Genomic DNA, 19,626 nt, shown 5'->3' on the forward strand with positions numbered 1-19,626 from the left:
TTATTACATGCCTATTTTGTTTGAGTAACAATAAAATAGGCATATTCAGATCATTCATTTAAATTTGTTCGATTATCCTTACATATTCTATTACAATAATTAACCATACGATTTGACAAATAATATGTCACAATTTTAATTATTAAATAGACGGTTACATTATGATAACCATCGCAAATATATTAAATAGCGAAATAAGGGATGATGAATGAAGAAAAGTAGGTTAGCACTAGGAATAGTTACATTATTAAGTTTAGGATATATTAGTGCATCTTGGTATACAGGAAATGTTATTGAAAAAAATTTCGATCATTTATTGCAAGAAACAACACAAAAAATTAATGACAATCAACATTTATTTAGTATCGAAATATCGAAAAATCATTATGAAAGAAGTTTATTTTCGACGACATCTCATCTGACAGTGACACTTACCTTCATTGATCCAAACAATGCTAAGGAACATCATCAAAAAATATTTGATGATAATATCAGCATTTATCATGGGCCTTTTCCGATTGCAGCACTTGCTAAAGGGTCTTTCACACCTAAAATGGCTTGGTTCGAATACGAGATGGAAGAACAAACATCTCCTATACTTTGGAAATTATCCGGTAACAAACCTTTTATTACAGCGCATGGTGGTCTTAGTTATGGAAATTATCTAACGGTAAAATTAATGAATAAAGCCATTAGCGCAACAAAATCAGAGTTAGATGCATTAGAAGGAAAACTGGATATTTCAGAAGGAGATTTTATTGTTGAAGCGAATCCAAAACAAACTTTTGTTTCGACAGCAAAATTTGATAAATTAAATTATATGCTAAATAATAATAACTATATTTCATTAGATTCTTTCAATATTTCAACAGCCCCTACTCCAGATGGTTCTGGGGTAAATTATAAAATATCAGCTGAAAAGATACAAGCTAACATCCTTGAATATTACATCTCTGGTTTGGAAATCCAAAATTTTGAAAACAATGGAAACTATACTTTAAACAATAAAGATATTTTACCTGCTAATAGCAAAACAAGTATTGATAAAATAAAAATCAACTCAACAAATTTACCTTTCATTAAACTACCTGCGGTTGAAATAGATAATTTATCAATCACTCAGGACAATTATTTAAATTCACAAAATAGCATAAACGGATTGATAAATACTAATATTGGCTCGTTAAGTATGGGTAAACAAAATTTAGGAGCGGGAGTTTTATCACTAAATTATGAAGGAATAGAGAAGACATTTATGGGCTATCCCATCTTTTCATCTTCTGAAAAAGAGGAATCAGCGACTAATTCCCCCGTTGATTTTAAATTTTCATTAGATAATTTTAATTGGCATAATGATGAAGGCGACATACAAGCTAAAGCTTATATTGAGTTGCTAGATAATAAAAAATTAACGTTAAATACCGATTTTAACCAACTTAAAACGTTTAAATTAAAATTTGATGTACCGTTTAAAGTATTAGCTCGCCTGCTAACTCAATTTCAGTATTATAGTGATGAAAATATCTCTCCTGAAGAATTTAAGAAAACATATCGAAATTTGACATTAATGGAAATAATTTTTCTTCGAAAAAATCCTTTTTTAGTTTTCAGTAATAATGATAACGATAAAGGGTTTTATACTGATATTGATTATGACCAAAACCGTGAAGAGGTCTTAATTAATGGAAAGGAAATAAGTAAACATGATTTTTTTAACAATCTTAACAAACGTCTGCCTTAATGAGTCAGTGACTAACATGTAGCCAATAAATTGGTTACAATTTTAGATTCAGCAAAGTGATATTAGCAGTAAGATTTTTGTTGATAGTAACTAGTTTAATTTAAATAATTTGGGCAAACCTAATCTATTTCTTTTCTTGTAAGTTATTGCAAATACTTTTTTGTAATAACTTCTTTTCAACTTATCATTCCTCAATTATTCATACTTTAGGCTATAATAAATCATTAGGTTATATCAACCATATCCATTAGAATTAACTACTATTATTCTGTGTTCAAGATTAATATAAACGATGCAATAATAAACAGTTATTATTGCAATTAAAGCGAGAAAACAATGAAAAAAATTAAATTTACGATAGGAATAGTGACAGTTTTAAGCATAGGATATTTAGGTTCAACTTGGTACATTGGCAATAAAATTGAAAAAGAAATTGATAATACCCTGTCATTAATTAGTGAAAACATTAATAGCAGCAATGATATGAGTAAGATCAATATAACCAAAAGTCATTATGATAAAGGTCTATTTTCAACGAAATTACACCTGACTATCACCGAATCATTAGATTATCAAACGGAGCTTGATAATGATAAAAATATCCTCTTTAGTGATGATATTACGATTTATCACGGCCCTTTTCCTTTCGTCAATATCGCAAAAGGTGATTTCACGCCTCAAGTCGCAACGATAGATTATCAAATGACTGAAAAAGCATTTCCCGAGCTTTGGAAATGGTCGAATAACCAATCATTCATCACTGGTCATGCCAGTTTAAGTTTTCAAAAAGAGTTCAATATTTATTTGAAAAATAACCCTATTAATATAAATCTGGTCAATCATGTGTTTGGCGAAAATAATTTCTACCTATCTGAAGGTGAATGCTTTTTCAACGTTTCTAAAGATTTTTCAACTGTCAGCATAAATTCACATTGGGACAAATTAGAATTAACATCGGAATTCAGAAACCTATCCTTAAAACTTGATCAAGTTTCTATCAAAACTGAGCCCGAAAGCAGTCATAACTCTTTAAATTATGTATTGGAATTGAAAAATCTTTATTATTCAGAAGAAAATTATGATCTTGTTGACAGAAATGATAAAAATGAAATGACATATAAAAAAGAGCTAAATTTTCAGGATGTGAAAGCTTTCAGAAATGGTGATTTCAAAAATGGAATATTACAAAACAATTTAGCCATTAATAAAGTTATATCCCAGAATATTTTCAATGACAACGCAACCGCTATATTAAACCAAATATTAATAAATCAATCTATAAATCAAACTGATGAGGATTATTATGATTCAATAGACATTAAGATAGGTTCATTAACGTATGGAAACCAAAACCTTGGTTCAATCTCATCGAATAATGAATTTATAAATATGGATGGAATCAGTATGCTGTCGTTTGTATTAGGCAAATTTGGATATGGATTCGAATCGAGCGATCCTCATTATGTTAATCCTGATAAACTTAATAGGAGCATGTCCTATAAATTTAATTGGCATACTAATGTCGGCGATATTAATGCTGATTTATTAATTGATTATGATAGTAATGAGAGTTTTCGTGGATTATCTAGTGACGATAATTTTCATCTTTTCAAACTTAAACTTGATATGCCATTTGACGTTATAAATTATATTGCAGCTCAATTTGAAAATTATCAACAAAACATTGTTACACAAGAACAAATTGATAAAATAGTATTAGGAAATGATATAAAATCGTGGTTAGATAAATCAATTCTTTTCACTTTTGAAAAAAATGGAATGGAAGGGATATATTCAGATGCCAACTATTCAAGTGATACACATCAAGCAGAAGTGAATGGTAAAATTTATAGTGAAAAATATTTTTTCACTCATTTTTGATGTGAATTGAGACAATAAATAATTTTTTAATACGTTAGCGGACATATCATGTTATGAACAATCATCTACCTAAATCACCTGAGAATCAATTTAAACGTACTATGCAAACTCGGCATTTAATTATGTTATCGTTAGGTGGCGTTATTGGCACAGGATTATTTTTTAATACCGGTTATATTATTGCAACCGCTGGAGCCGTGGGAGCGATTATTGCCTATTTAATTGGTGCTTTGGTCGTTTTTTTAGTCATGTTGTGCCTTGGCGAACTTGCGGTTGCTATGCCCGAAACCGGTGCTTTTCATACCTATGCTTCCCGTTTCATTAGCCCCGCTACTGGCTATACCGTTGCTTGGTTATATTGGCTAACCTGGACAGTTGCTTTGGGTTCAAGTCTAACCGCTGCGGGTATGTGTATGCAGTATTGGTTTCCGAGTATTTCTGTTTGGGTTTGGTGTTTAATTTTTTGTGCAGTTATATTTGTTTTGAATATTGTGACTGCACAATTTTTTGCGGAAAGTGAATTTTGGTTTTCAATAATCAAAGTCATCACGATTATTGTTTTTATTATTGCGGGCAGCGCAGCTATTTTTGGTTTTATACCGATGAAAAACGATATGCCAGCCCCATTTCTACACAATATTACAGATAATGGTTGGTTTCCACATGGATTGACACCTATCATCATGACAATGGTATCGGTTAATTTTGCCTTTTCTGGTACTGAACTAATCGGTATTGCCGCGGGTGAAACTAAGCAGCCTGAAAAAAGTATTCCTTTAGCCATAAAAACAACCATTTTACGGTTAATCATCTTTTTTGTTGGCACTATTTTTGTACTGGCGGCTTTATTGCCCATGGAACAAGCAGGCGTCATTAAGAGTCCTTTTGTGATGGTTTTTGAAAATATTGGTATCCCATATGCTGCCGATATCTTTAATTTTGTGATTTTAACTGCCATTTTATCTGCGGCGAATTCAGGACTTTATGCATCGGGTCGAATGTTATGGTCGTTATCAAATCAAGGTACCTTGCCAAAATGTTTTTCAAGATTAACCGCTAAAGGGATTCCAACCACCGCAATAACAGTGAGTATGTTAGGTGGATTACTGGCGCTGTTCTCCAGTGTGATTGCACCTGATACAGTCTTTGTTGCATTAACGGCTATTTCAGGTTTTGCCGTGGTTGCTGTTTGGTTAAGTATTTGTGTATCACATTACTTTTTTAGACAAAAGCTTTCTCAAGAACAAATCATTAATTTAAAATATAAAGCGCCCTACTACCCTTTAGTCCCGATTCTAGGCACGATTTTGTGCGTGATTGCCTGTATTGGATTGGCTTTTGATCCTGAGCAACGAATAGCGCTATATTGTGGCATCCCTTTTGTCATTGTTTGTTTTATTGCTTACCATTTTACGCATAAGTATCAAACTCGAGTAACTCAAAATGATTAATAACAATCCTTTTAAGAATTTATTAAACCAAAAAAACTTTATCATTGTTGACGGTGCACTTGCCAGCGAGTTACAACGTCGTGGATGTGATTTAAATGATAGTTTATGGTCAGCAAAAGTATTATTTGAGCAGCCTGAATTGATTCAGCAAGTTCATTATGACTATTTTAAAGCTGGCGCAGACTGTGCCATTACAGCAAGCTATCAAGCAACACCCTTAGGATTTTCCAAAAAAGGGATTAATCTCAATGATTCTATTGCGTTAATACAAAAAAGTGTTGAACTTGCACAACAAGCTAAGCAACAGTATTTAAGCGAATTAGTCCAACCTAGACCTTTACTCATAGCGGGGTCTGTTGGGCCTTATGGCGCCTATTTAGCTGACGGTTCCGAATATACGGGCAACTATCAACTGAGTGAAGAAGCCTTTATGGAGTTTCATTATGTCCGCATAAAAGCACTTATCGATGCCAATGTGGATTTACTCGCTTGTGAAACCCTGCCTTCTTTTACTGAAATAAAAGCATTAACAAAAGTGATTAAACAATTTCCTAAAATAAGTTGCTGGTTTTCATTTACACTGAAAGATGATCAGCATCTCAGTGATGGAACACCCTTATCTTTAGTTGTCGAATATTTAAATAATATTGAGCAAATTGCCAGTGTAGGCATCAATTGCATTGCATTAGAAAAAGTGACATCGTCACTAAATGTGTTAAATAAACTCACATCAAAACCATTAATCGTTTACCCAAATTCTGGCGAAGTATATGATCCTTTGACCAAGCAATGGCACCCTAACTCGCAACATAATTGTACCTTTGCTAATCAGTTAACAAACTGGATCGAATCTGGCGCTAAATTAATTGGTGGTTGTTGTCAAACCACGCCTAATGATATTGCTAATATTGCTAGATTCCTGCAAGACAAATAAAATTTTTTTTTAGTTAGTATACAAAACCAAATAATGTTGATTTTGTATACTTTCTTTTGATTAGTTGATTTTACTATTATCAACCTTTTCTTTTATATTTTTCAACCAATATAAGGCTTTATGTTGATTAATAACTTTCTCATCAACGACCGTAATTAAAGGTAATGGAAGCTTTAGCAATTTGATGCGAATTGATGATAAAACCAACTAAAGCCGGGGTTGTTTTATCATCAACATTGATATTGTCTATATCAAGTGCATAGAGTGTAAATTGATAACGGTGATTAGAGTTTTCTGGTGGGCAAGGTCCGCCATAATTTGCCGTACCAAAATCATTACGAACTTGCTGACTTCCCTTAGGCAATAAATCAATATGATTACCTGCTGATTGCTTTAACTCTGTTGTATCAACCGGAATATTGACAACCGTCCAATGCCACCATCCTGATCCGGTTGGCGCATCAGGATCATACATGGTGAATGCTAAACTTTTTGCTTCTTTAGGTACATTATTCCATACAATGCTTGGCGAAAGGTTCTTACCCTGACAACCAAATTGATTGTAAATAAATTGATCTGTAAAACCATTTTTATTTAGGTCAGGACTGGATATCTGCATTTCAGATGCATAACTGTAACTAGTAAATAACAATAATACTCCGTAAAACAAGGGTTTCAATTTAGTAGAATGACGCATGTTTACTCCTTATGTTTTAAATGAATAAAATAAATAACCAACTTATTGACTAATCGACAGTTTACATCACAATGTTCTATTTCAACCTCATTTAAACTTAGTTGCTAATACTCGCTCAACCGTATCAACTATCGCTTGAGTCTGTGAATCAATTTCAATATTGACTTTATCACCAACTTTTTTATGTTTAAACGTTGTTATCGCTAATGTTTCAGGAATAAGGTGAATTTTAAAACTATTTTCATCTACTTCGCCCACGGTTAAACTTGCGCCATCAATGCCGATAAAACCTTTATATAAAACATACTTTATAAACTGCTTGGGTAGTGTGAGTTGCATCTGGCAATTGGTTGCCGTTTTTTGAATATCAACAATCATTGCTGAACAAGAGATGTGTCCAGACATGATATGTCCACCGACTTCATCACCATATTTTGCACTACGTTCTATATTGACATAATCATTCAGTTTTTTATCGCCTAATGTGGTTAAAGCTAGCGTTTCTTGCATGATATCAAATGAGACCCAATCATCTGCAAAACCGGTTACCGTTAAACAACATCCATCATTCGCAATTGACGCACCAATTTCAATATTTTGCGTTAGCTGACTTGGAAGTTTAACTTTATAAGTTCGTAATTTATCTTGATCGTTAATATCAATTATTTGACCAACACCTTGTACAATACCCGTAAACATATTATTTCCGTTTGAATCTTTTGAGATCTCCATTCTATCGTAATCTAATAATAAATTTCTATGATTATCATTCATTCCTTAACAAATCAATTTAATCGGTTAAGATAGGTTTGAATAACATATGTTAATGACTATTGGATATACCCTAACGACTCTATTTTTTTAATATCCTATTGAAATTCAGTTGTTTAAGTAGCGTTTTTAGATTTTGTTTGACAAGAACTAGCCAATATTCATTAAGTCATTCTATAATGACATTCTCTCTAACTGAGTAATGATTATTTCTCACATTTTATTAAGGATTGTTGATGCTAAAACTTATTTTAGCCATTTCATTCGGTTCTGTAGCGGGTGGTTTACTTCGATGGTTTTTATCGCTTAAATGCAATGTGATTGCCTTTACTATTCCATTAGGGACACTATTATCTAATTTAATTGCTGGCTATATTATTGGTTTTGCCATCGCTTTTTTTAATCATTCAAATCTTCCTCCTGAATGGCGTTTACTAATTGTCACTGGCTTTTGTGGGGGATTGTCAACTTTCTCTAGTTTTTCCGCTGAAATTGTTAATCTATTGCAAGAAGGACGAATAGCCTGGGGACTAGCCACAATAGGTATTCATGTTGTTGGTTCTGTGTTGATGACTTTTTTAGGAATATTGACTTTTCAATATTTTCGATCGTAATCATAATGCTAGTTATAATTAATTACCACAAATTATATTTACAACCTAAAAATACTGTATTAATATACACTGTATATTAATACAGTTAAGAGGGCGTTATGCTTATTGAACAATCAACACAACAAATGATGGCGTTTGAGTTTGAATCTCCTTTTCAACAAGTCATACAACAACAACGCCCGCTATTACGATCATTTAATAAAGCAAAAAAATGGCAACTTTGGTTATCTGATAGACCGATGTTAAAACGATCTTGGATTAACTTTGCAGGTTTAGATAAGCAAAAAGTGATCCATATTACCAATATCAAAAATGAAAACCTAATAGCAACTATTGAAAAAGCCTTACAAAATAAAAATTGTAGCTATGTTGTTGCTTGCATTAAGCATCTTAATGAACAAGATAAAATACGTTTGCATCAAGCGGTGTTAGCCAGTGATACGACACTATTTTTAGTAAATGATGAATCAGGAAAACAATTTACTCAATATCATTAATCGTTAAAAGTAAAATTTTGGGTAAATTTAGATTCATTTATGGGATTCTAATAACTATCTTAAATAGCATAACTTTAGCTTACTTTTTTATCATACTCTCTAAAATAGAGGTTAAAAAGCTCAATCTTAGCTAAACCAATCCCCCCTTTTTCTGCTTTTATAATGAAAGGAGTTGGGGGAAAATCACTTCAACTTATAGACAAAACTTTCCTGATTTATTATGCATTGCTTTCCATAAAGAGCAGGTTTAGGCAAACATTACTTATCAGTTATCGAGCTACTTCCTCATCTCAACTAAAGAAATAAATGGTACTCACCAAATATTCTAGTGATATGCCGTTTATTTTTTTAAATCAAACCTAATGTTACTAAACCTGACTTTTCAACGCTAAAAGATAATGAATACAATATAGGTTTTGATAAACTTTATTTTTCCTATTTATTCGCTACAATTTGGTTTCTGCTAACACTTAGATACTTGCCTAAATGCTATTTAATTTTTTACCCTAATACTAAACGGTAAAAATTAATTATTTCACTAAAACAAGACGCATTTTTGCGGACAAAAAAAGCCAGTGACAAAATAGATATCACTGGCTTTTATAAATTTTAAAAGATGTGAATAAAAGTATCGGGCTTTATTCCCACTCAATCGTCGCTGGCGGTTTACCGCTGATGTCATAAACAACGCGAGATATTCCGTTTACTTCATTAATGATCCGATTTGATACTCGTCCTAAGAAGTCATATGGCAGATGTGCCCAGTGAGCAGTCATAAAGTCTATAGTCTCAACTGCACGTAACGAGACAACCCAGTCGTATTTACGCCCATCCCCCATTACACCGACTGAACGTACCGGTAAAAATACGGTGAAAGCTTGGCTGACTTTGTGGTATAGGTCGGCTTTATACAATTCTTCGATAAAGATCGCATCAGCTTGACGGAGTAAGTCACAATACTCTTTTTTCACTTCGCCAAGTACTCGAACGCCTAAACCCGGTCCAGGGAATGGATGACGATATAACATGTCATATGGTAAACCTAACTCTAACCCAACTTTACGTACTTCATCTTTAAAAAGTTCTCGTAGTGGTTCCACTAACCCCATTTTCATCTCTTCTGGCAAACCACCGACATTATGATGCGATTTAATCACATGTGCTTTACCGGTATCAGCTGCCGCAGATTCGATCACATCAGGATAAATAGTACCTTGTGCTAACCATTTCACATCTTTGAGTTTTGCCGCTTCTTCATCAAACACAGCAACAAATTCACGCCCTATAATCTTGCGTTTAGCTTCGGGATCGGCCTCCCCTTTTAGGGCTGCTAAAAAGCGGTCTTCGGCATTCACGGCTATAATATTTAACCCAAATTTATTGCCGAACATGTCCATAACTTGTTGCGCTTCGTTCAAACGTAATAAACCATGATCGACAAAAACACAGGTCAGCTGATCACCAATGGCTTGATGGAGTAATAATGCCGTAACAGAAGAGTCAACGCCACCCGATAACCCTAGTAATACTTTATCTTTGCCGACTTTTTCTTTTATTCGGGTAATTGCATCGGTAATAATAGAAGATGGTGTCCATAGCTTTTCACAATGACAAATATCGATTACAAACCGTTGGAGCAACTCAAACCCTTTTATTGTATGAGTGACTTCGGGGTGAAACTGAACGCCATAAAATTGCTTTTCATCATTAGCCATGATGGCAAATGGGCAGGTTTCTGTTCGACCAATGACCGTAAAACTATCCGGTAAAGTTGTGACTTTATCACCATGACTCATCCAGACATCAAGTTGATCTATACCATCGTTGTTAGTACTATCTAAAATGCCGTCAGTTAATTTTGAGCGTCCGATAATGTCGACTTTAGCATAACCAAACTCACGTTGATTTGAACCGGTGACTTGTCCACCTTGACCAACTTGAATTGCCATAGTTTGCATACCATAACAGATACCTAAAACAGGTACACCTGCGTTAAAAACATATTCGGGGGCTCTTGGGCTATTTTGTGCTGTCGTACTTTCTGGCCCACCCGATAAAATAATCCCTTTAGGATTGAATTGTTTAATTTTTTCTTCCGATACATCCCACGGCCAAAGCTCACAATAAACACCAATTTCACGAATCCGACGTGCAATTAATTGGGTAACTTGTGAACCAAAATCAAGAATTAAAATACGTTGCTGGTGGATGTCATTTTTCATCAAATTTGTTCCTAAACTATGGTCTATTACAAAATCAAGGTGGTATTGTATCATTTACCGACTAAATTGAACGGGTTAAATAAAAAAACAATTGTAAATATTTTAACTTTGCAAGTTTCAACATATCCTGATACGGCATTTTATTATGTTGATAAAACGGCAATCCTTATATGAATTAGTCAGATCTTAATTATTTTCTTTTTGAATTAACCAACTGATTTTAATAATGAATATAAATTTTTTTAATAAATAAAATTTCTTTACTTATTTAATAAGTATACTTATAATAAGCCAACTTATCAAAAAGAGGAAAAAACGATGAATACTATTTCAATTTCTTTTGTACTACCAACAAAGGCTAAACCTTCTAAAATATGGCCATACTATACAGATCTTAATTTCAGAAAATTATGGGAAACCGATCTTGAAGATTTTCGTATCACTGGCGAGTTAAAAACTGGTTCTAAAGGTATTTTTAAATTACAAAATATGCCAGAAATGGACGTGACGTTATCTAAAATAATTAATGAACAAGAATTTACCGAACAATTTGATATGCCTGACATAGGTTTACTCTATTTTTCACATCAAATTATTGAATTATCGCATAATCAATATGCATTGAAGTCAGAAATTTCATTAAAACCGGATCCGAAAATGGATACTCATGCATCTTATAATTTTATTAAACAGATTTCGGATGATATTATTGATAAAACATACAAATTAAATAGTTTAGTTGAAGGGTAAGTTATGGCAAAGGACAATAAGTTTTTGACGCAATTCCAATCTGATTCAGAATCTGTTGGTTTTCTTTTTATGAAAACTTATTCGTCCTGGCATACAAATATAAAAAATTGTTTAAAAAAACAGTCTATCACACATCCCCAATTTATTGTGCTAGCGACCCTAGCTTATTTATCTCAATATCCTGATGAGATAACACAAGTTATTCTATCCCATAAAACGAATATTGATGTCATGACTATTTCTCAAATATTAGAGAATTTAGAAAAAAAAGATTACATTAAACGCACTTGTTCAATCAAAGATAGTCGTGCAAAATCAATTGTATTAACGCAAAAAGGGCTTGATAAGGCAAATGAAACCGTTCCTTTAGTTGAACAAATGGATCATGAATTTTTTTCAATATTAAAAGAGGATAAAAAGCACTTTATGACGATGCTTTTAACACTCTTAAAAAACCAAACTGATTGAAGAATAGCTTGAGTTAAAAATTTAAGTATTTGCTTTTTTAAGCTATTCATTATGATTATTGAGTTATCTTGCTGCAAACTTAGTTGATTAATAAGTCTAAAAAAATCAATATTTTTTATTATGTAACTGACTATTATGTTAGATAAAAAATATACGTAATGCTAAACAAGCCATTACGTATAAGATGAGTGTAACATTGATAACAATTTGAAACTAAATCATAATTTACATTATTAATTTACACTTACCATTTATGTTCAATACCGATATTTCCTCGATAACCTTGCCGTTTGGTATTTCCAAAATCGTGTTCGTAGCGAGCATCGCCATAAAGATAAGTCTTTTCAAATAAAGGCGTTTTTAACCCAACGCCCAATTCTCCCCATGTACGAGCATAATTTTCACGCAGTTTATCTCTACCTATGGTAACTTGGCTTGGCTTGATAAAGTCATGCAGAATATTACCAATTGCATAGAATGTGGTATGCTGCTCAACTGTTGCTCGGTTATTATTACCCAAACGAATACCGATTCTACCCCGTAATAGATCCTGATTATTTTGATCAACACGACGATATTTATCTTTAAAACTATCTAAATCAACATATTGGTACACTAATTGAACTTGAGGCTCAACTATCCAATAGTCTTTATCAAGATCATTCTGATTTATTTTAAAGGTGTGCCCAGCTTCCGCCGAAATGGCAAATGCCCACCCATTTTGAGTATGTGGATTATTACCATTACGAGCTTCATATTTATTACGTAAATAGGAAAACTGTCCAACTAAATCTAAATAGTTATTCTCTACTGAAAAATAAGTATTGGTTAATCCCAAGCTCAATGATTCTGATTTGCCTTTTCCTGTTCGTTTATTATGGTCAATTATCCCATGTACAGCTCGATATTTATCGGAAAAGTCGGTATACGCTTTGCTATAGGTTAAGTAGATACCTGTATAATTATGGCTTCCATCATCACTTACATTATTCAGCAAATCATGACCGAATTGGAATCCATATATATCGCTCTCTAAATTTAATCGATCTTTGCCATCTTGTTTTATATGTTTGCCTAAAATCCTTCCCCAAGTTTCACTTAAAAACTCGTCACAAGTATTACAATTTGCTAAATCAAAATTGGTGTATTCTCCCCGACGTTCATGTAAAGAACCAATACTTAACAATCCTTGTTCCTGATTGACTCTCGCCATAGCAACATAGCCTGCTACCGGACTGGCAAAAATGGGTTTAGGTTTAATTGGCGTCGGCGGTTCTGGCGGCGTCGGTGGTTCTGGCGTCGGTGGTTCTGGCGTCGGCGGTTCTGGCGTCGGCGGTTCTGGCGTCGGCGGTTCTGGCGGTGGCGGTGGTGGTGGCGGCGGCGGTGGTGGCGGCGGCGGCGGTGGTGGCGGTGGTGGTGGTGTTATACCTGCTTGCATAGTCCAGAAATATTCGTCACCATCAGCTGTTTGACGTTTTGCTAGTTGAATTTCAGTCGCGCCGTTTGTGTGCGCTTCACCATGAAAATTAAGTTCACTTTTACTTTGTCCTACATAAATCACGGGAACAGTATTTATCACTGCGTCAATTTGGCTTATATTACCATCAATCACGTTTTCTGTGCCATTCGCATCTATCGGTATCACTTTAGTCCAACCAGATGCAGTACCTGTGATTTTTAACACATCAGATTGTGAATTCATCGCATAAGTATCGCTGGCATTATTCCACGATGTGTTTAATCTTATTTGAGCATCATTAGATCCGGTATAGTTACCCTCGATAGTTAATATATCATTATATTTTTGATGAGAGGAATTATCTAAATTAATAATGCCTGAATTGCTATAAACATCAGCTTGTATGATAAAATCATTACCACCATCATCATTATAAGCTGCATTGATTGTTCCACCAGATTCAATTAGAATCGTATTTAATTTTGATATATTATCATTACCTTTTTTTTGCAAATTCCAACGAAAGTCATAAGCTAAATCTAACCAAACTCCTGGTTCTGTATTTGCATCAAGAACTTGACCCTCCTCCGCTTTTACTTGCCCTTTGGAAATTAACCCGGTCATTCTTCCTTTACCATAAGCATAAAAGCTGACAGAGGAAACTTCATAGTCATCATGTCCTTGTTCAACACCGTTAGCATCATACGTATTAGAAAAAAATTGATAATTAGGTGCAGTGTAATTACCGCTGACGTTGAGAATATAGCCGTCTTGATGAGCATGGAGATCGGTTTCATCACCCATAATTGTAAAATTAACATTTTGTTGACCTTGATCAACAAAAATTAAATCTTTGCGTGCAACAGAACCTTCAATTACGGGATCAGCACTTGTTCCTGTTGTGGTAAATATTGCATTATTTAAACTGATACTCATATTGTGTGATGCAGCTTGTTCAAATTGTCCACTTGAAGTCGCATCATCATGGGTACCAATTTCCAATGCATAACCATTGGTTTTAATGATCGTTTTACTATTATCAAAATTTGCTGTTAATGAAGAATTCCTAACCATTTTGATACCACTACCATTTAAAGCGTTAGTGGTATCAATAGTCAACTCCCCATGTGATTCTAAAATACCTGGCCCCTCACCTGTATTACGGGTTTTACCCAGTTTAATCCCCACACTATCCCAGTTTAACCTTGAGCTATCATTACCTTTATTAATGATGATAGTGTTTTTCTCTCCTTTCAAAATTACTTTTGGGGTTAACTGACCGTTTCGTCCTTTATTTTCTGCAACCCCATGATTGGTTGGATTGCCCGAAACATAAATACCGATTGAGCGATTTCCCGTTAATGTCATATCTAAATTATCATTGATAATAACTTGTCCTGCTGAACCATCGCCTGAATTATCATAGGCGCCTTGAATTGCTCGAATACCGTTGTTTAAAATTGGCTGGGTTTTGCCCCCCTTTGCTGTTTGATTAATTTTCAAACTATCCACTGTGATTGTACTGTATTTACCATTATACGTATCTCTCTCACCGGCATTAACGGACGAACCAGCTAATAAACCATAAGAGGCAACCGTACCACTTGAATTGCCACCACGCGTATAGTTATCATTGATATTTAATTCCACATTTTTTGCAGTCAGATTAACATTGTGATAAGTGGCAAGACCTAGCATGTTACCGTTGTTATTCAATGTAAAATTTAAATTACCTGCATTAATTGAGCCGCCCGACACGCCATAGGTATATTGATTAGCCAGACCAGTGTAATCACCGTTTACATTGGCGGTAAGCGTTGTATCACCGACATTGAGTTGTTCATGTAATCGGCTTCGAGTAAGAATATAAAAACTGGCATTACCCGATTGGTTAACGGTCGCTGCATTAATATTATTACAGCTTGGGCTATTTTGACCGACCAAGTAAGAGCCATCGGCACTGGCGGTACAGTCTAAAGCAAACGAAGAAGCAGAGGTAACTAAAACGCATACCGTTATCATTGCTTTACTTGCTCGTCGTACTAATTCAGAACACACTATAGTAGTACCCGTGATAACATTAAATTTCGTTTGATAAATTTGGTTCATATTAATTTCCTTCAAATTAACGATAAAAAATAAGTACGACCACAAATTACTATCGAGAATGACAACGATTTATTTAAGAACCATCTGAAACTATAGAGAAAAAACAGATTTAAACTGCATATTAATGATTAGCATTGAACTTTTTTAACGACTGTTTCTGTTTTTGACTTATGATAGCCAAAAAAACAAAGATTATTTTTGAGGACTTTTTTTCCTAACGATTTGGTTAACAACACTTCATGCAGTCCAAATGGGCAAAAAAAAGATAATATCCACAAGCGTGTAGATTCCATTGGCTGATTGCATTGAACAAAATTGATATAAGGCTTTTTTTTGTTTAAATAGAGTTGCTCTTGTTCTCGATTGAGATAAGCCCAATTTAAATAACCTAACGGTTGGTTATTGTGAATAAATAGAGCAAAATTTTTAGACTGGATAATAGGTAACAAAACGGTTAAAGCAGAGTTTAATTCCGCTTTTTTGTATTCAGGGTTTCGATTCCATAACCAGATCATAGCCCCTAATACCTCAGCTTCATTCCATGAGGTATCATGATATAAACTCGGCGCGATAACTCTAATCAAGTCTTGCTCAAGACTTTTCATATAGCTTTACCTTTGTTAACATTTACATACAATTGTATTACATAAAAGATAAAAATTCATCAATTTATTTTTTGTTCTTATTTTCATGTAATTAACTAAAGGTTTTTACTTTGGATTAATAGCAAAACTCATGATCATTAAAATCCTAAAAGATATTAGACTGTTTTCAAACCTGTTAAGTTGTAATTCCTTAATATCTTATGCTGTTATCTCTTTAATTTTTATAAATTACACATTTTTTTTAATATGCTATACTTTGCACAATTTAAGTAAAAAGATAGAAAATAATGAAAGTTTTTATCATTAATTTAGCTAGTGACTTGGTAAAACGCAATAAAATAAGAAAACAGTGCGAAACATATCGTTTAAATTTTGAATTTTTTGAGGCTATAGATGGAAATAAGCTGTCAGATAAATTCATTGAGAATAATGTCTATGATTTCTCTAATAGTTTTTTAACTAAAGGCGAAGTTGGGTGTGCGCTTAGCCATTACAATATCTATAAAAAAATTGTTGAAGATAACTTAGCCTATGCGTTAATTCTTGAGGATGATGCATTATTAGATGAAAAATTGCCCAATTTTTTACATAGTTTTGAAACCCAAAATACTAAAAAAGGAATTTTTTTATTAACGGCAGATTTTCATTATCTTGTTAATCGTAGTTATGAATTGGATAATTTCGAAATTGTTAAGGTGACCAAAGCTGTTAGAGCTAACGGTTATATCATAACTAATGATGCAGCAAAAAAACTAATTAATTTTCTACTACCGATTCGTTATGAAGCAGATATGTTTAAAATATTTAGACTATGTGCAAACATCAAATTATATGCAACATTACCATATCTTATATCAAGTAGTGATAAAAATCTTTTAAACTCTTCACTACATACTGACAGAGCACCTGTTATCAAACAACGTTCAGATTATAGAAAAAAATTGTTTAAAAAGGATAAAAAGCGCAGAGTAATAGCACTTTGGTGTTGGAAGCATTTTATTAGTTGGTCTGAAAAAACCAATTATTATATAGATTAAAATAGAGCTTATTTTTACTGTTTACATAAGATGACAAATTATCTTTTGTCTACCTACACTTTTATAAATAGCACACAATTCCCTTAAAATTGATTATTTGAATAGTAATAAAACGATTTGATGTGCTTTTTCTATAAAAACTTTTTCACTTAAATGATAAGAAAAGAGGCAATACATAATCACCTCTTTTTGTGGTTAGAACTTAAAACAACGCTTATTTAGTGACGTTTTGTTCTTGTGCTGATTGGATCGCCGTTAATGCAATGGTATAAACGATATCATCCACTAATGCACCACGAGACAAGTCATTAACAGGTTTACGCATACCTTGAAGCATAGGGCCAATTGAAACAAGATCAGCAGAACGTTGTACGGCTTTATAAGTCGTGTTACCTGTATTAAGATCTGGGAAGATAAATACAGTTGCTTTACCTGCAACTTGAGAGTTAGGTGCTTTTGATTTAGCTACATCAGGCATGACAGCCGCATCATATTGCAAAGGCCCGTCAATCATGAGATCTGGACGTTTTTCTTGAGCAATTCGGGTTGCTTCTTTCACTTTTTCAACATCAGCACCTTGACCTGAACTACCGGTTGAATAAGAGATCATTGCAACTCTTGGTTCAATACCAAAGGCAATAGCAGTATCAGCTGATTGAATTGCGATTTCAGCCAGTTCTTGCGCATTCGGATCCGGATTAATTGCACAGTCACCGTAAATGTATACTTGGTCAGGCATTAACATAAAGAATACTGAAGAGACTAAAGAGCTACCTGGTGCTGTTTTAATTAATTGTAATGGTGGACGAATTGTATTCGCTGTAGTATGTACTGCACCAGACACTAAGCCGTCAACTTCGTTTGCTTCAAGCATCATGGTTCCAAGCACAACGTTATCAGCCAATTGTTCTCGCGCAATCACTTCGGTCATACCTTTGTTTTTACGTAACTCAACTAAACGCGGAACATATTTTTCACGAATATTTTCAGGATCGACAATTTCAACACCTTCACCTAATGTCACTCCCTGTGAAGCAGCAACTTTACGTACATCATCTGGATTACCAATTAATACACATTTTGCAATGCCACGCTCCGCACAAATAGCAGCTGCTTTAACTGTTCTTGGTTCATCACCTTCTGGTAATACCACCACTTTTTTCGCATTACGTGCAAGTTCAGTTAATTGATAACGGAATGCTGGAGGAGATAAGCGACGAACAGAATTAACCACTTGATTTAGCGATTTGATCCAATTGCTATCAATATGATCAGCAACAAAGTTTTGCGTGTTTTCCATACGCTCTTTATCATCAACAGGGATTTCTAAATTAAACTGTTGTAAACTGATTGAAGTTTGGAATGTATTGGTTTTCACCGTAAATACCGGTAAGCCTGTATCAAATGCAGGTTGGCATAATTTATAGATTTTTTCATCTATTTCATAACCACCTGTTAATAATACCCCCCCAATTGCCACACCATTCATTGCAGCTAAACTGATTGCAACTAAAACATCTACACGGTCAGCTGATGTGACAAGTAATGCATTTGGTTGTAGATGGTTAACGATATTTGGCACACTGCGAGAACAGAATGAGATGTGTTTTATACGACGGTTTTTGATCCCACCTTCATTAATGATTTTTGCATCGAAATGTTTGGCGATATCAATTGCACGACATGCACTTAAATCCATGTTCCAAGGAATGCAACCAAGTACCGGTAAAGGACTGTGCGCATTTAAATCGTCGATTGTGATTTTTTTATCATCAAATTTTGGTGTGTGATAAATTTCTGCCACATCTGGACGTGCAAGGCTTTGTTCTTCAACGGGTGCATTCACTTTATTGACAATAACACCTACAATTTTTTCATTTTTGATACCACCAAAATTAGAACGAGCAATTTCGATTCGTTCTTTTAATTGTTCTGGGGTATCTTTGCCCATATTAACAACAAAAATAATCTCAGCGCCTAATGTTTTAGCAATATTATTATTTAGTTCGTTAGCAAAAGGATAATCACTGGTAGGCACAATACCTTCAACTAAAACAACATCTGCCCCTTTGGTATTTTCAGCATATAGCGCGACAATTTCTTCCATTAACACATCTTGTTGATTTAAACCTAATAGATTTTCAACATGGCTCATTTTTAGTGGTTTTAATGCTGGTATAGATGTGTTGCTGCTCACTAAAGTGGTGGTGTTATCGGGCGCATCCCCACCTGCTCTTGGTTGAGCAACAGGTTTGAATACATTTAAGTTAATTCCTTGACGCTCCATTGCTCGAATAACACCAAGACTCACACCTGTTAACCCGACGTTGGTTCCGGTTGGGATTAGCATAATAGTACGAGACATAATCAATTTCCTCTTAATTCTTTAT

At 34.0% G+C, this 19,626-nt stretch carries 15 protein-coding genes; 9 read left to right on the plus strand and 6 right to left on the minus strand.

All coding sequences use genetic code 11. The annotated features are described in order from the left end of the window. Nucleotides 1-208 precede the first annotated feature (208 nt). The 4 genes from ACKJXD_RS03310 to mmuM all read left to right on the plus strand — a co-directional run bounded on the left by ACKJXD_RS03310 (nucleotide 209) and on the right by mmuM (nucleotide 6,007). The gene (locus ACKJXD_RS03310) at nucleotides 209-1,741 is read left to right on the plus strand and encodes a DUF945 family protein (RefSeq protein ID WP_430875519.1); all 1,533 of its coding nucleotides are present in this window, start codon (nucleotides 209-211) and stop codon (nucleotides 1,739-1,741) included. 336 nt (nucleotides 1,742-2,077) lie between these two features. Beyond that, entirely contained in the window at nucleotides 2,078-3,622 is a 1,545-nt protein-coding gene (locus ACKJXD_RS03315) for a DUF945 family protein (RefSeq protein WP_430875520.1), read from the plus strand. A 53-nt stretch (nucleotides 3,623-3,675) separates the two neighbouring features. Continuing rightward, nucleotides 3,676-5,073 (plus strand): S-methylmethionine permease, encoded by a 1,398-nt coding sequence (gene mmuP, locus ACKJXD_RS03320; protein ID WP_220217098.1) that lies wholly within the window; start codon nucleotides 3,676-3,678, stop codon nucleotides 5,071-5,073. Next, the gene (gene mmuM, locus ACKJXD_RS03325; protein WP_220217097.1) at nucleotides 5,066-6,007 is read left to right on the plus strand and encodes a homocysteine S-methyltransferase; all 942 of its coding nucleotides are present in this window, start codon (nucleotides 5,066-5,068) and stop codon (nucleotides 6,005-6,007) included. The genes mmuP and mmuM overlap by 8 nt, the downstream gene beginning before the upstream one ends. Before the next feature lie 142 nt (nucleotides 6,008-6,149). On the opposite strand, the gene ACKJXD_RS03330 is transcribed toward mmuM, so the two are convergent. Together ACKJXD_RS03330 and ACKJXD_RS03335 are read right to left on the minus strand one after the other, a co-directional pair. Continuing rightward, nucleotides 6,150-6,704, minus strand: a complete 555-nt coding sequence (locus ACKJXD_RS03330) for a YbhB/YbcL family Raf kinase inhibitor-like protein (protein WP_220217096.1) — start codon at nucleotides 6,702-6,704, stop codon at nucleotides 6,150-6,152. Nucleotides 6,705-6,791: 87 nt separating this feature from the next. Further along, nucleotides 6,792-7,403: a riboflavin synthase subunit alpha gene (locus ACKJXD_RS03335; protein WP_430875521.1), complete on the minus strand. Its 612-nt coding sequence runs from the start codon at nucleotides 7,401-7,403 to the stop codon at nucleotides 6,792-6,794. A 308-nt stretch (nucleotides 7,404-7,711) separates the two neighbouring features. Here ACKJXD_RS03335 and crcB point away from each other — a divergent pair, with 308 nt between their 5' ends. Together crcB and ACKJXD_RS03345 are read left to right on the plus strand one after the other, a co-directional pair. Continuing rightward, nucleotides 7,712-8,089 (plus strand): fluoride efflux transporter CrcB, encoded by a 378-nt coding sequence (gene crcB / locus ACKJXD_RS03340; RefSeq protein ID WP_220217094.1) that lies wholly within the window; start codon nucleotides 7,712-7,714, stop codon nucleotides 8,087-8,089. A 98-nt stretch (nucleotides 8,090-8,187) separates the two neighbouring features. Further along, nucleotides 8,188-8,586 (plus strand): cell division inhibitor SulA, encoded by a 399-nt coding sequence (locus ACKJXD_RS03345; protein WP_220217093.1) that lies wholly within the window; start codon nucleotides 8,188-8,190, stop codon nucleotides 8,584-8,586. Between the two features lie 638 nt (nucleotides 8,587-9,224). Here the strand turns inward: ACKJXD_RS03345 and guaA are convergent. Next, nucleotides 9,225-10,808, minus strand: coding sequence for a glutamine-hydrolyzing GMP synthase (gene guaA / locus ACKJXD_RS03350; protein ID WP_267351889.1), 1,584 nt, complete (start codon nucleotides 10,806-10,808; stop codon nucleotides 9,225-9,227). Nucleotides 10,809-11,126: 318 nt separating this feature from the next. Here guaA and ACKJXD_RS03355 point away from each other — a divergent pair, with 318 nt between their 5' ends. Further along, the gene (locus ACKJXD_RS03355) at nucleotides 11,127-11,558 is read left to right on the plus strand and encodes a hypothetical protein (protein WP_430875522.1); all 432 of its coding nucleotides are present in this window, start codon (nucleotides 11,127-11,129) and stop codon (nucleotides 11,556-11,558) included. A gap of 3 nt (nucleotides 11,559-11,561) precedes the next feature. Beyond that, the gene (locus tag ACKJXD_RS03360) at nucleotides 11,562-12,026 is read left to right on the plus strand and encodes a MarR family winged helix-turn-helix transcriptional regulator (protein WP_430875523.1); all 465 of its coding nucleotides are present in this window, start codon (nucleotides 11,562-11,564) and stop codon (nucleotides 12,024-12,026) included. A 244-nt stretch (nucleotides 12,027-12,270) separates the two neighbouring features. On the opposite strand, the gene ACKJXD_RS03365 is transcribed toward ACKJXD_RS03360, so the two are convergent. Together ACKJXD_RS03365 and ACKJXD_RS03370 are read right to left on the minus strand one after the other, a co-directional pair. Next, the gene (locus tag ACKJXD_RS03365; protein WP_430875524.1) at nucleotides 12,271-15,594 is read right to left on the minus strand and encodes an autotransporter outer membrane beta-barrel domain-containing protein; all 3,324 of its coding nucleotides are present in this window, start codon (nucleotides 15,592-15,594) and stop codon (nucleotides 12,271-12,273) included. Between the two features lie 128 nt (nucleotides 15,595-15,722). Next, nucleotides 15,723-16,199 (minus strand): toxin-activating lysine-acyltransferase, encoded by a 477-nt coding sequence (locus tag ACKJXD_RS03370; RefSeq protein ID WP_430875525.1) that lies wholly within the window; start codon nucleotides 16,197-16,199, stop codon nucleotides 15,723-15,725. 287 nt (nucleotides 16,200-16,486) lie between these two features. On the opposite strand from ACKJXD_RS03370, the gene ACKJXD_RS03375 reads away from it, so the two are divergent. Next, nucleotides 16,487-17,236: a glycosyltransferase family 25 protein gene (locus ACKJXD_RS03375; protein WP_430875526.1), complete on the plus strand. Its 750-nt coding sequence runs from the start codon at nucleotides 16,487-16,489 to the stop codon at nucleotides 17,234-17,236. A gap of 214 nt (nucleotides 17,237-17,450) precedes the next feature. Here the strand turns inward: ACKJXD_RS03375 and pta are convergent, their stop codons facing one another. Continuing rightward, the gene (gene pta, locus ACKJXD_RS03380) at nucleotides 17,451-19,601 is read right to left on the minus strand and encodes a phosphate acetyltransferase (protein WP_430875527.1); all 2,151 of its coding nucleotides are present in this window, start codon (nucleotides 19,599-19,601) and stop codon (nucleotides 17,451-17,453) included. Nucleotides 19,602-19,626: the final 25 nt, after the last annotated feature.

Source organism: Gilliamella sp. G0441, assembly GCF_050589305.1.
Classification (GTDB): Bacteria; Pseudomonadota; Gammaproteobacteria; order Enterobacterales; family Orbaceae; genus Gilliamella.

What these genes read in the sequence shown, in the direction of transcription:
- ACKJXD_RS03370 (WP_430875525.1), bottom strand. Translation starts at nt 16,199, where the DNA reads ATGAAAAGTCTTGAGCAAGACTTGATTAGAGTTATCGCGCCGAGTTTA.
- guaA (WP_267351889.1), bottom strand. Translation starts at nt 10,808, where the DNA reads ATGAAAAATGACATCCACCAGCAACGTATTTTAATTCTTGATTTTGGT.
- crcB (WP_220217094.1), top strand. Translation starts at nt 7,712, where the DNA reads ATGCTAAAACTTATTTTAGCCATTTCATTCGGTTCTGTAGCGGGTGGT.
- mmuP (WP_220217098.1), top strand. Translation starts at nt 3,676, where the DNA reads ATGAACAATCATCTACCTAAATCACCTGAGAATCAATTTAAACGTACT.
- ACKJXD_RS03360 (WP_430875523.1), top strand. Translation starts at nt 11,562, where the DNA reads ATGGCAAAGGACAATAAGTTTTTGACGCAATTCCAATCTGATTCAGAA.
- ACKJXD_RS03330 (WP_220217096.1), bottom strand. Translation starts at nt 6,704, where the DNA reads ATGCGTCATTCTACTAAATTGAAACCCTTGTTTTACGGAGTATTATTG.
- ACKJXD_RS03365 (WP_430875524.1), bottom strand. Translation starts at nt 15,594, where the DNA reads ATGAACCAAATTTATCAAACGAAATTTAATGTTATCACGGGTACTACT.
- ACKJXD_RS03335 (WP_430875521.1), bottom strand. Translation starts at nt 7,403, where the DNA reads ATGTTTACGGGTATTGTACAAGGTGTTGGTCAAATAATTGATATTAAC.
- ACKJXD_RS03310 (WP_430875519.1), top strand. Translation starts at nt 209, where the DNA reads ATGAAGAAAAGTAGGTTAGCACTAGGAATAGTTACATTATTAAGTTTA.
- mmuM (WP_220217097.1), top strand. Translation starts at nt 5,066, where the DNA reads ATGATTAATAACAATCCTTTTAAGAATTTATTAAACCAAAAAAACTTT.
- ACKJXD_RS03315 (WP_430875520.1), top strand. Translation starts at nt 2,078, where the DNA reads ATGAAAAAAATTAAATTTACGATAGGAATAGTGACAGTTTTAAGCATA.
- ACKJXD_RS03345 (WP_220217093.1), top strand. Translation starts at nt 8,188, where the DNA reads ATGCTTATTGAACAATCAACACAACAAATGATGGCGTTTGAGTTTGAA.
- ACKJXD_RS03355 (WP_430875522.1), top strand. Translation starts at nt 11,127, where the DNA reads ATGAATACTATTTCAATTTCTTTTGTACTACCAACAAAGGCTAAACCT.
- ACKJXD_RS03375 (WP_430875526.1), top strand. Translation starts at nt 16,487, where the DNA reads ATGAAAGTTTTTATCATTAATTTAGCTAGTGACTTGGTAAAACGCAAT.
- pta (WP_430875527.1), bottom strand. Translation starts at nt 19,601, where the DNA reads ATGTCTCGTACTATTATGCTAATCCCAACCGGAACCAACGTCGGGTTA.